A 12,559-nucleotide genomic window follows, 5' to 3' on the forward strand; every position below is an offset into this window, starting at 1 on the left:
TGTTGTTTAATCCATAGCCCGAAAAGACGTGCTCGTCGCGTTGCAGCTTATTCGGTGGATGCTTTGCTTGGTGCTCGTCGCGTTGCAGGTTGATTCGGTGAAGCGTACGCTCCTCGCAGGTTGCAGCTTACTCGGGATATTCCGCTTGTCGCTTTCCTTGGATGTCCCGTGAACATCCTCGCTCGTACCTCGGAGCTACTGAAAAAGACGTTTTTTCACGATGGATCAATTCAACGAAAAAGATTGCTAACATGACTTCAATAATCTATATCGAATAGCCTTTGAGAGTTGATAATACATTCGAAATGATTTAAGATAATAATGAGAATAGATTGAGAATGGATGATTACATATCCATTTCCAACAATAACATAATAACAGTAATTGGAGGTATCGATATGGCAGGATCAACACTAGAGATAAAGAATCTTCATGTTGAAATTGAAGGTAACGAGATATTAAAGGGTGTTAACCTTACGATAAAAGGTGGCGAATTCCATGCGGTAATGGGACCGAACGGAACTGGCAAATCAACGCTTGCGTCTGCGATCATGGGCCACCCCCATTATGAAATCACAGAAGGCAGTGTACTCCTTGATGGGGAAGATGTTCTGGAAATGGAAGTAGATGAGCGTGCGCGCGCCGGGCTCTTCCTTGGCATGCAATATCCAAGTGAAATCAGTGGTGTTACAACATCTGACTTCCTTCGTTCTTCCATTAATGCACGCCGTGAAGAAGGCGATGAGATTTCACTGATGAAATTCATTAAAGAAATGGATAACGTGCTGGATTACCTGGAAATTGACAAAAACATGGCTCAGCGTTATCTGAATGAAGGTTTCTCAGGCGGAGAGAAAAAACGTAATGAAATTTTGCAGTTAATGCTCTTAAAACCGGAAATTGCCATTCTGGATGAAATCGACTCCGGATTGGATATTGACGCATTAAAAGTCGTTTCAAAAGGGATCAACAAATTGCGTGATGAGCAATTCGGTTGCTTGATCATTACACACTATCAGCGCTTGCTTAACTATATCACGCCTGACAAAGTGCACGTTATGATGCAAGGGCGTGTTGTTAAATCCGGCGGGCCGGAACTGGCACAGCGTCTCGAAGCTGAGGGTTATGACTGGATTAAAGAAGAGCTGGGAATTGAAGATGAACTCGAGCAAGAAGTCTAAAAGCTAGGAGGGGTAATATGACTGTCGAAACAAAACTGCCATACGATCAGGAATATACGAGTCAGTTTTCTCAAAATAAAAATGAACCGGATTGGATGCGAGATTTACGCCTTCAAGCTTTAGAACGAGCCAATTCTCTGGAAATGCCAAAACCTGACAAGACGAACATTACCAAGTGGAATTTCAGTACGTTCAAACATGATGCAGCGAAAGGCGAAAAGATTGCTTCAATGGATAAGTTGCCTGAAGACATACAGGATTTTCTTGATGAGGAACATACGCAGGAAAACCTTTTGATTCAACGCAATCATACGGTTGCATATGCATCATTGAATAAAGAGCTTGAAGAAAAAGGTGTTATTTTCACCGACATCTTTACTGCACTCAGCGAACATGAAGATTTGGTAAAGCGTTACTATATGAAAGATGCCGTATCTGTTGATGAACACCGACTCACGGCACTTCACGCCGCACTCATGAATGGTGGTGTTTTCGTATACGTTCCTAAAAATGTTCAGCTGGAAGAACCGCTCCAGGTTATTTTCTGGCAGGAAGATCCGAAAACAGCCATGTTCAATCATGTGTTGGTCGTAGCGGACGATAACAGTTCATTGACTTACGTGGAAAACTACTTTTCTCAAAATCATGAGCAGGAAACGGTAGCCAATATCGTGACGGAAGTGATTGCCCATAATAATGCTCAAATTTCCTTTGGGGCGGTTGATAATTTTGCTGAGGGAACAACGACGTATATGAACCGTCGTGGCGTTGCCTACCGTGATGCACGAATTGAATGGGCATTGGGACAAATGAATGACGGCAACACGGTTTCCGAAAATGTGACACATCTGGTTGGTGAAAATTCAGTATCCAATGCCAAAACGGTTTCTGTCGGCCGTGGTCAGCAGTCACAAAACTTTACAGCGAATATTGTCCATTTCGGCAAAGAATCAGAAGGGCATATTTTACAGCACGGTGTCATGAAAGATAAGGCTACGTCCATTTTTAACGGAATCGGTAAAATTGAGCATGGCGCATCTAAATCGAATGCTGAACAAGAATCACGCGTACTGATGTTAAGTGAAAAAGCACGCGGGGATGCCAACCCGATTCTGCTGATTGATGAAGATGATGTTACAGCAGGTCACGCAGCTTCAGTCGGCCGTGTTGATCCGCTTCAATTGTATTATTTGATGAGCCGGGGCATTTCCCAAAATGAGGCTGAACGTCTTGTTATTCATGGCTTCCTGGCTCCGGTGGTGAACCAGCTGCCGATTGAATCCGTTAAAGCGCAGCTAAGGCAGGTTATTGAAAGGAAGGTATACTGATGGATGTAAAAGCCATACGGGAGCAGTTTCCGATTTTACATCAAAAAGTGAATGGGCACCCCCTGGTATACCTGGATTCATCCGCAACATCCCAGAAGCCACAGCAGGTGATTGATGCTGTTGATGCCTATTATAGGGAGAATAACTCCAATGTGCATCGCGGTGTCCACACATTAGGTTCAAGGGCAACTGATCAATATGAAGGTGCCCGTGAAAAAGTGCGCAAATTCATAAACGCTAACAGTACGGCCGAGGTAATTTTCACCCGTGGTACGACAACATCGATTAATACGGTTGCTTACAGCTATGCACGTGCCAAGCTGAAAGAAGGGGACGAAATTGTGATTACCCCTATGGAACATCACAGTAATCTGATCCCCTGGCAGCAGGCGGCAAAAGCGACCGGGGCAGCATTGAAATATATACCATTACAGCATGATGGCACGGTTTCATTGGATGATGTCCGTGAAACGGTAACCAAAAATACTAAAATGGTCGCCATGACGCACGTATCGAACGTGCTTGGGACAGTCAACCCGATTAAGGAAATAACGGATATAGCTCATGAAAACGACGCTGTAATGGTCGTTGATGGCGCGCAGGGTGCACCACATATGAAAGTTGACGTCAACGACCTGAATTGTGATTTTTATGCGTTTTCTGGTCATAAAATGTGTGCGCCGACTGGTATCGGGGTATTGTATGGCAAACAGGAACTTCTCGAAGAAATGGAACCTGTCGAATTCGGCGGTGAGATGATTGACTTGGTGAACCTTTATGATTCAACATGGAAAGAACTCCCGTGGAAATTTGAAGGTGGAACGCCAATTATCGCTGGTGCTGTCGGTCTGGCTGCAGCTATTGATTTTTTGAATGAAATTGGATTGGACAATATTACAGCACATGAACAGAAATTAGCTGATTATACCATGGAAAAATTACGTACAATAGATGGTATAAGCGTTTATGGACCGGAAAAACGTGCGGCTTTGGTTACATTTAACCTGGATGATGTCCACCCCCATGACGCGGCTACAGTTCTCGACGCAGAAGGTATTGCCGTCCGCGCTGGTCACCATTGTGCACAGCCTTTGATGAAATGGCTGGAAGTAAGTGCAACAGCACGGGCAAGCTTTTATTTGTATAACACAGAAGAAGACGTTGACCGGTTAGTTGCTGGACTTTTGAAAACGAAGGAGTATTTTGGCGATGTCTTTTAGCAACCTTGATACGCTGTACAGACAGGTGATCATGGATCATTATAAAAATCCGAGAAACAAGGGTTCTGTTGAAGGGGACGCGCTGACGATTGATATGAATAATCCGACATGCGGTGACCGGATCCAGCTTCAGTTGCAGGTGGAAGATGGCGTTGTTCAGGATGCCAAATTTACCGGTGAGGGATGCTCCATTAGCATGTCGTCAGCATCAATGATGACCCAGGCCATCAAAGGAAAAAATCTTGATGACGCATTAAACATGTCTAAAGCTTTTTCGGAAATGATGCTTGGGGAAGATGTGGATACAGCGGACATGGATATGGGAGATGTCGAAGCATTGCAGGGAGTTTCCCAATTCCCGGCGCGGATCAAATGTGCAACCCTGGCTTGGAAGGCAATGGAAAAAGGTGTTAAAGAAGAGTAAGCAGCCAATGGTATAACACTTTTAAGGAGGTATTTTCATGGCAAAACAAATGCCAGATATGGGAGAGTACAAATATGGCTTTCATGATAAAGACGTTTCGGTATTTCGTTCCGGAAAAGGGTTGACACGTGAAGTTGTTGAAGAAATCTCACGAATGAAAGAAGAACCCCAATGGATGCTCGATTATCGCCTGAAAGCATTGGAACAATTTTATAAAAAGCCAATGCCGCAATGGGGCGGAGACCTGTCCGAACTTGACTTTGACGAAATTGTCTACTATGTCAAACCGTCAGAGCATCAGGGCAGAACATGGGATGAAGTACCTGATGAAATCAAACAGACGTTTGATAAATTGGGTATTCCGGAAGCTGAGCAGAAATACTTGGCAGGTGTTTCGGCACAATATGAATCTGAAGTTGTTTACCACAACTTAAAAGAAGACTTGGAAGAACTGGGTATCATTTTCAAAGATACAGACACAGCCCTTAAAGAAAACGAAGAACTGTTCAAAAAATACTTCGGTAAAGTCATTCCGCCATCTGATAATAAATTTGCTGCTCTGAACTCAGCAGTTTGGTCCGGTGGTTCATTCATCTATGTTCCAAAAGGTGTCGAAGCCAAAACACCGCTTCAAGCCTACTTCCGGATTAACTCGGAAAACATGGGACAGTTTGAACGTACCCTGATCATTGCGGATGAAGGTTCTTCCGTACATTATGTGGAAGGCTGTACTGCACCAGTGTACACAACGAATTCATTGCACAGTGCGGTCGTTGAAATCTTTGTCCACAAAGATGCCTATTGCCGTTATACAACGATCCAAAACTGGGCCAATAACGTTTATAATCTGGTTACGAAACGTGCAACAGCAGGCGCAAATGCTACGATGGAATGGATTGACGGCAACATCGGTTCCAAACTGACGATGAAATATCCTTCTGTCCTGCTAAGAGGTGAAGGTGCTCGCGGCAACACATTATCGATCGCAATTGCGGGCCGTGGACAGCATCAGGATGCAGGTGCCAAAATGCACCATCTGGCACCAAACACGTCCTCCAGTATCGTTTCCAAATCGATTTCCAAACAGGGCGGAAAAGTGACCTACCGTGGAATCGTTCACTTCGGACGCAAAGCAACCAACGCCCGTTCGAACATAGAGTGTGACACGTTAATCATGGATAGTGAATCGACATCCGATACGATTCCGTACAATGAAATAAACAATGACAACATTTCATTGGAGCATGAAGCCAAGGTTTCCAAAGTGTCTGAAGAGCAGCTCTTCTATCTGATGAGCAGAGGTCTTGGTGAAGAAGAGGCAACGGAAATGATCGTCATGGGCTTCATCGAGCCATTTACAAAAGAACTGCCAATGGAATACGCAGTCGAAATGAACCGTCTGATTAAAATGGAAATGGAAGGTTCCATCGGCTGAGTGAAAAAACTGAAAGTCAAAGAGCTCGCTTCTTGGCGGGCTCTTTTCATGTATACCTTCACTATTACAATTGTTTGTTGTTGAATAAAAGTGGCATTAAAAAAATTAAGTTTTTTCGTGCCACTTTTGTAAATCTGGGTACGATAGTAATAGTGAAAGGAGATTAAAATATACAATGTTAATCCAACTCGTGCTAGTATAAAATTGGACATTCAATGATGGAAGGGATTATATTGATTTATCTGGTTTGTATCATTGTAGCATTTGTTGCTGCATTTACCGGCAGTCTTGTCGGTTTGGGCGGTGGTGTTGTTTTAATTCCGAGCATGCTATTTTTGCATCATTATACAGATGCGTTTGCCTGGGCCACCCCACAAGTGATTGTCGGGATATCATTGATTACGATGGTATTCACGGCTTTCTCATCTACTATTTCCTATTATAAAACCGGTCGGATTCACGTGAAAATCGGATTACTTTTTTTAACGGGCAGCATTCCCGGAAGCATATTGGGAGCATGGCTGAATCAATTTGTGAATGCCGATCATTTTTCACTGTATTTTGGCTTTTTAATGATTGTGCTGGCATTTCTTTTTCTGATTAATCGAAAGGGCCCGGCTGATCATAAATTTACCAGGCAAAGCAATCCGGTGGTGTCGGTATTTATCGTTTCATTGATTGTCGGAGGTATATCCGGTTTGTTTGGTATTGGCGGTGGCGCGATTATCGTACCAGCCATGATTTTTCTTTTTGGCTTATCGATTCACACGGCCGCAGCCACCTCCATGTTTGTTATTTTATTTATCAGTATTATCAGTGCCGGGACACATATTGTTTTAGGCCATATCACCTGGGAGTATATATTACTTTTCATCATTGGTGCATGGATTGGTGGAACACTGGGAGCTAAAGTCAATCAAGTGGTTAAAAGTAATACACTTGAGTGGATACTGCGGCTGCTATTGATCATTATCGGAATCAGACTGATTATAGAGGGAATGATGTAAGGAGCATATCAATGCAGGAAAAGCTTTACTTTTACTATACAAATGATTTACATAGCAATTTTGACAACTGGCCACAGGTTGCTGGATTTTTAAAGGGAGCGAAAGAGAAACGGCTGGCTGAGAATCAAGCTTGCTGGCTGATTGACATTGGCGACCATGTTGACCGGGTCCATCCGATTGCTGAAGGCTTTATGGGCAAGGCCAATGTCCAGTTAATGAACGATGTCGGCTATGATCTGGTCACAATCGGCAATAATGAAGGAATTACCATGGACCACGATGATCTTCACCACCTCTATGATGAAGCCGATTTCCAAGTCGTTTGTGCCAACCTGCATAGTCTGACGGATGCAGAACCGGCTTGGCTTCAAACAACTGTTCATATCCAGTCGAATAACGGTGTGAAGGTTGGTGTGATCGGATTGACCGCTCCGTTTAATGCATTTTACGAATTGTTGAATTGGCATATATCCGCTCCGATTCATACGTTGGAAAAACATATCAGCCATTTAAAGGAAGCGGCCGATATCATTATTTTAATGTCACATTTGGGTCTCAGTGAAGATCAGGAAATTGCCCGCCGCTTTGATGATATCGATGTCATTATCGGCGGACATACACACCATTTGCTGCGGACAGGCGAAAATGTCAATAATACGATCATCACAGCTGCCGGCAAGCATTGTGCGTATGCCGGTGAAGTGGTGTTAACGTGGGATCATATGCGCAGGAAGCTCGTTGACAAGAAGGCTGCCGTTTACGATATGACAGAATTGGCAAAGGACTTAAACACGGAGCAGACATTGCATGATTTGACGAAAAAAGCAGAAGCCTTGCTTGGGCAGTCTGTTATTCAGCTGAAGAAACCGATTCATGTTAAATGGTTCCAGCATACCGACATCATGCAAAAACTTACGGATACATTGCGGGAATGGACGGAAGCAGATGTTGCCATGCTGAACGCCGGTATATTATTGGATCAAATTCCGGCAGGACAGGTTACTTACCGGGAAATTCATCGTATTTGTCCACATCCTATTAACCCTTGTGTGGTGAGGCTTGATGGCAACGAGCTGACAGAAGTGGTTCGGGCTTCTGTCTCCAAGGAACTGACGGAATTAAAATTGAAGGGCTTTGGGTTCCGTGGAGAAGTACTCGGCAAGATGATTTGCGCCGGTATGGAAGTTGAGACATGTTTCCGGGAAGATGGAAGTGAATATGTCAGGGCCATTCAATATCATGGCGAGCCGCTTGATCCGAATCGGACATATAAAGTGGCCACCGCTGATACATTTACATTTGGTCGCTTGCTTCCGGAAATCGCCAAATCTGAAGTCAAGCACTATTTTGTTCCAGAATTCTTGCGCGATTTGCTGGCGTATACATTACGGCATAAATGGGAGGATTATTGAACTTGTGACATTTCTCTCTCTGGGTGCATAACATATCGTGTACTTGGTGAGGGAGGCATTGAATAATGATTACGGTGAATCCATTGGAAGTGGAAGGAATGCATTTTACTGCTGTAACGGTGGAATTGCCTAAAACAAATTTACTGATGATTTCCAATGAAGTCGGCTATATCATGTGTGGTGCACTGGATGTCGATGTGTTAAATGATGTTCTGGCAGACAGAAAGGTGATTGCCGGCCGTGCCACAGGTGTCAAGACAATTGATCAGCTGCTGCACGCGCCACTCGAAAAGATCACTGATGCTTCAAGAGAATACGGCTGGGAACCGGGCATGATCGGGAAGGATGCCTTGCTTCGAATCGCCTGAGTAGATGCCAGACGATTTTAATCGGGACAGAAGCATCATAACCGCGACTTCATATCAACAGAGAAGGAGCAGAATCAAATATTCCATTCTAACCCCCTTAGAACAAGCATAGGTTGTTTTAAGGGGGTTTTTACGTTGAGGAAACGCATGGTATTTAACAAAAGAAAAATATCCAAAACACCGCCTCCATTACAAAGTATTGTTGCCATCACATTGATTATTTTTGTGTTGATGGTTTTTGTCAGTATCCAGATTATTGACAAAGGCATTACACCAACATTAATGGATATAGCCGAAAGAAGAACAGATGAATTTGCTACACGCGGTATCAATACGGCTGTGAGGTTTGCGGAAAATTACAATTATGATGATTTATTGAATATTACATATGATGATGAAGGGAATGTTGCAACATATAATTGGAACTCTGCTGTTGTCAGTGAAATTAATCGTGTGGCAACTGACCGGGTGGAGGAGTATTTCCGGTATATGAATACAGGTGAGCCGCCTGATTATGAAAATTCATTGTTTGAACCGGAAGAGTTTGAAGATACGACCGAAAACCTTCCCCAGAAAGATCCGACTGTTATCGAGATCCCGATAGGCCAGGCAACCGGCAATTCAATTCTGGCCAACCTCGGCCCGAGAATTCCGGTTAATTTTGAAATTGTCGGCAATGTACGGACCAATATTGTGCGAGAAAATGAGCCGCTCGGTTTAAACGGTTCATGGGTGTCTTTATATGTACATGTTGAAGCTGATGTTCAGATTGTCATCCCATTTATGACGGATGTGACAACTGTCGCGACAGAAATTTATATAGACGGCGGTGCACTGATGGGAGATGTTCCTGACTTTTACGGTGAAGGAGGTGGTGAAGGACCATCAATCGCGGTGCCGAAAGATGATATTACGGATGAGGAGGATGAATAAAATGCGTCCACCAGTCATCAAGGTGGAAGTTGTAGTAAATGTAACGTGAATTTTCAATCAGTGCGGGGCATTCTTGCCTACTGATTGTCAGATGTACCTATTCGAACATATATGGCGCAAGGACATACCAATACAGTCGTTGCGACAGGACAAGGCGTCATATCCACCACACGAAGAGAAAGTGTATTACGTTTACGAAGTCGACGAGAAGCCAGTTTGCCTGGCAGTAGCTCTCTATAGCTGCATGCATTTCGCTGCTGAATACAACTAGGGGTCTTACTGCTAGTTATATGCGGGATTAAATTAAATACAGAAAAATTTTAATATATCTTTGACATAGGAATAAAGTACCGGTATAATAACATACGTAAATATCAGAAAAAAACAAACAATTCGAAAGACTATGGGGAGGTTTTGGTATTGGAAACACGGTCTCAATGGGGGACAAGAGCAGGTTTTATTTTAGCTGCAGTAGGTTCTGCAATCGGGCTGGGTAATATTTGGCGTTTCCCTGCGACAGCGTTTGAAAATGGCGGTGGAGCATTTATGGTACCGTACCTGATTGCGCTGCTGACAGCAGGGATCCCGATTTTGATCATGGAATTCACCATGGGGCATAAATATCGCGGGTCATCGCCATTATCATTCAGCCGGATGAACAAGAAATCAGAATGGGTAGGCTGGTGGGGCGTACTGGTTGCTTTCGTCATTTCGACCTATTACTCTGTCATTATTGCCTGGGCAATATCCTATTCGATTTTCTCATTCAATCTGAACTGGGGATCAGATACGGAAGGCTTTCTGTTTGGGAACTATCTTGAAGTAGCTGATCCGGGTCAGTTTAACGGCTTCGTGCCTGGCGTACTTATACCATTAATAATTGTTTGGCTCGTTGTTTTAGGTATTCTGTTCAAAGGGGTTAAAAAAGGAATCGAAGTTGCAAACCGGATTTTTATCCCGACACTGGTTGTTGTCTTTCTTATTATTGTTATCCGGGCAATTACGCTTCCTGGAGCGTTCGAAGGACTGAATACATTTTTTACGCCTGATTTTGGAGCGCTCGCCAATCCTGATGTCTGGGTTGCCGCTTATGGACAAATATTCTTCAGTCTGTCTATCGCATTTGCCATCATGATTACCTATTCGAGCTACCTGCCGAAGAAATCGGACATTACCAATAACGCATTTATCGTCGGTTTTGGTAATTCCAGTTTTGAATTATTATGTGGTATCGGAGTTTTCTCGGTACTTGGTTTCATGGCAGTGAATCAGGGTGTTGCAGTTGACGATGTAGTTGCCGGTGGTGTAGGGCTTGCATTTGTGGTATTCCCGCAGATCATCAATCAATTCCCGGCACTCAATGAATTGTTTGGATTTCTGTTTTTTGCATCACTCGTTTTAGCCGGGTTGTCATCGCTCATTTCTATCATCGAAACGTATGTAGCGGGATTGTCTGATAAATTTAATATTTCCCGTCAAAAAGCTGTTATATTCGGTGGTGGATTTGCGGCAATCGTTTCATTAATTTTTGCAACAAGGGGCGGATTGAATTTCCTTGATGCAGCGGACTATTTCATCAATCAGTTTGGTGTAGCAGCCCTCGGATTAGTTGAGGTCGTGGTGATCGCCTGGTTCCTGCGTAAACTGAATGACCTTAAAACACATGCCAATGAGATTTCGGACATAAAAATCGGACCCTGGTGGAATGTCAGTCTGATGGTGATCACACCGATTGTACTTGGCTATAACATGATCATTTTACTCAGACAAAATCTGTTTCAGCAATTTGATACAGAAACCGGTAACTATGAGGGATATCCGGATTCGTTTATCCTGTATGGTGGATGGTTCGTTGCCGGTGGTGCATTATTAGTTGGTATTATCATGGCTCTCATAAAATGGAAAGCGTCTAAGAACGCCAATGAGAATGAATCACAAAATTCCTGGGAGGCGAAATAAATGACTGCAGGAGCTATTACGTTCATGATCATCTCCATGCTGATTATTTGGGGAGGATTAACAGCAAGCATTACGAACGCTGTGAAAAAAAGTGCAAACAGAGATTAACTTCATACATGCCATCCATAATGTGAGGGATACACAGCAAGATTTGGCTGACGTTAAATTGAAAGAGCCTTTACCTTTGTGGTAGAGGCTCTTTAATCAGCCAAAAGTCATCATCGGTTCGCAGATAAATGGGCAGCGATCGAAGGGAAAAACTCCCTGAAATCTGAGTAGTAGCTTAGTCTTTTTTCATCTGTTCCCATCTGCGTAGATAGGGGTATGGATCGAATGACCATTCACTGTATCCGTTATCCTGATACATGCCATAGTGCAAATGTGGCGGGAATTTACCTGATGTACCTGGCGGGCCGTAGCCAGTTGACCCAACATTGCCGATGATATCACCGGGCTTGACGACTTGGCCGATTTTAATATCATCATTATAGCCGCTCATATGTGCGTAATAATGATAAATATTGTTGATATCACGTATGCCGAGCCGCCAGCCGCCGTATAAGTTCCACCCCTTCATTTCAATGACGCCATATGTTGTAGATTTTACTGGTGTGCCGTAATCCGCAAAGATGTCTGATCCCTCATGTATCCTCAACCCTCCAAATCCACGGCGGTCTCCCCAATTGTTGTTGTAGCTGTAATTATAATTAGTGTCGACGGGGAAATCCCGGTCCGTCAATTTTATCCGGTTAAATTTTTTGAAAACCTTTGCTGTATTCATGATCGTCTGGACGGTCAAATCACGGTTATAAAAATTCCAAAGTGCAATTTTTACTTCATCCCGGGAAGAGCCGTATTCCAGCAAAATATTGGCCATTGTGTAAAGCACATCTTCCGGATTTTCATGATCCGCTTTATGATCGCCGTTACCATCTTTTCCTTTTCCCTGAAAAAACTGGATCATGCTTTCATCTTTGATCATTGAACTATTTCCAAGACCATACCATATTTCATCAGGAATGGATATGGATACAAGTTGATCATCCTTGTTTTCTTCAGAACTATTTCGCTCATACTGGTCAATTGCTGCAATGTAGTACCACGGAATTTGGGTTAAAGTTTCCGTTTTTTGGTATAAGGCCATTCGTTTTTCGTGTAAATCTTGTTCATCGTCTTCTGCATGTACAGGGTATGTGTATATACCGAGCATCAAGAATACTGACAACAGGACGGTCATTTTTTTCAACAATTGGGTCACACCTCCTGACGAATGGGACTAACAAAATACAGTT

At 43.4% G+C, this 12,559-nt stretch carries 12 protein-coding genes; 11 read left to right on the forward strand and 1 reads right to left on the reverse strand.

Features of this window, described 5'->3' with window-relative positions; all coding sequences use genetic code 11:
• Positions 1–398: 398 nt before the first annotated feature.
• The 11 genes from sufC to BM195_RS18050 all read left to right on the forward strand — a co-directional run bounded on the left by sufC (position 399) and on the right by BM195_RS18050 (position 11,375).
• The gene (gene sufC / locus BM195_RS05305) at positions 399–1,181 is read left to right on the forward strand and encodes a Fe-S cluster assembly ATPase SufC (RefSeq protein WP_090234676.1); all 783 of its coding nucleotides are present in this window, start codon (positions 399–401) and stop codon (positions 1,179–1,181) included.
• A gap of 17 nt (positions 1,182–1,198) precedes the next feature.
• On the forward strand, positions 1,199–2,509 hold the full coding sequence (gene sufD / locus BM195_RS05310; protein WP_090234678.1) for a Fe-S cluster assembly protein SufD: 1,311 nt from the start codon (positions 1,199–1,201) through the stop codon (positions 2,507–2,509).
• Entirely contained in the window at positions 2,509–3,729 is a 1,221-nt protein-coding gene (locus tag BM195_RS05315) for a cysteine desulfurase (protein WP_090234685.1), read from the forward strand. Before sufD ends, BM195_RS05315 begins: the two co-directional genes overlap by 1 nt.
• Entirely contained in the window at positions 3,719–4,153 is a 435-nt protein-coding gene (sufU, locus tag BM195_RS05320) for a Fe-S cluster assembly sulfur transfer protein SufU (RefSeq protein WP_090234689.1), read from the forward strand. Before BM195_RS05315 ends, sufU begins: the two co-directional genes overlap by 11 nt.
• Before the next feature lie 37 nt (positions 4,154–4,190).
• Positions 4,191–5,588: a Fe-S cluster assembly protein SufB gene (gene sufB, locus BM195_RS05325; RefSeq protein ID WP_090234692.1), complete on the forward strand. Its 1,398-nt coding sequence runs from the start codon at positions 4,191–4,193 to the stop codon at positions 5,586–5,588.
• Positions 5,589–5,821: 233 nt separating this feature from the next.
• Positions 5,822–6,595 carry a sulfite exporter TauE/SafE family protein gene (locus BM195_RS05330; RefSeq protein ID WP_244535670.1) on the forward strand — a complete coding sequence of 258 codons (774 nt, stop codon included), beginning with the start codon at positions 5,822–5,824 and terminating at the stop codon, positions 6,593–6,595.
• A gap of 11 nt (positions 6,596–6,606) precedes the next feature.
• Complete coding sequence (locus tag BM195_RS05335) at positions 6,607–8,007, forward strand: bifunctional metallophosphatase/5'-nucleotidase (protein WP_090234698.1); 1,401 nt, start codon at positions 6,607–6,609, stop codon at positions 8,005–8,007.
• Positions 8,008–8,072: 65 nt separating this feature from the next.
• Positions 8,073–8,375, forward strand: coding sequence for a YunC family protein (locus BM195_RS05340; RefSeq protein WP_090234702.1), 303 nt, complete (start codon positions 8,073–8,075; stop codon positions 8,373–8,375).
• Positions 8,376–8,510: 135 nt separating this feature from the next.
• Entirely contained in the window at positions 8,511–9,308 is a 798-nt protein-coding gene (yunB, locus tag BM195_RS05345) for a sporulation protein YunB (RefSeq protein WP_244535671.1), read from the forward strand.
• A 420-nt stretch (positions 9,309–9,728) separates the two neighbouring features.
• Entirely contained in the window at positions 9,729–11,267 is a 1,539-nt protein-coding gene (locus tag BM195_RS05350; RefSeq protein WP_090234706.1) for a sodium-dependent transporter, read from the forward strand.
• Positions 11,268–11,375: a MetS family NSS transporter small subunit gene (locus BM195_RS18050; protein ID WP_139223973.1), complete on the forward strand. Its 108-nt coding sequence runs from the start codon at positions 11,268–11,270 to the stop codon at positions 11,373–11,375.
• A 175-nt stretch (positions 11,376–11,550) separates the two neighbouring features.
• Here BM195_RS18050 and BM195_RS05355 read toward each other — a convergent pair whose 3' ends face one another.
• Positions 11,551–12,504: a M23 family metallopeptidase gene (locus BM195_RS05355; RefSeq protein ID WP_090234986.1), complete on the reverse strand. Its 954-nt coding sequence runs from the start codon at positions 12,502–12,504 to the stop codon at positions 11,551–11,553.
• Between the last annotated feature and the right edge of the window lie 55 nt (positions 12,505–12,559).

It is taken from the genome of Lentibacillus halodurans (assembly GCF_900112045.1).
Taxonomy (GTDB): domain Bacteria; phylum Bacillota; class Bacilli; order Bacillales; family Amphibacillaceae; genus Lentibacillus; species Lentibacillus halodurans.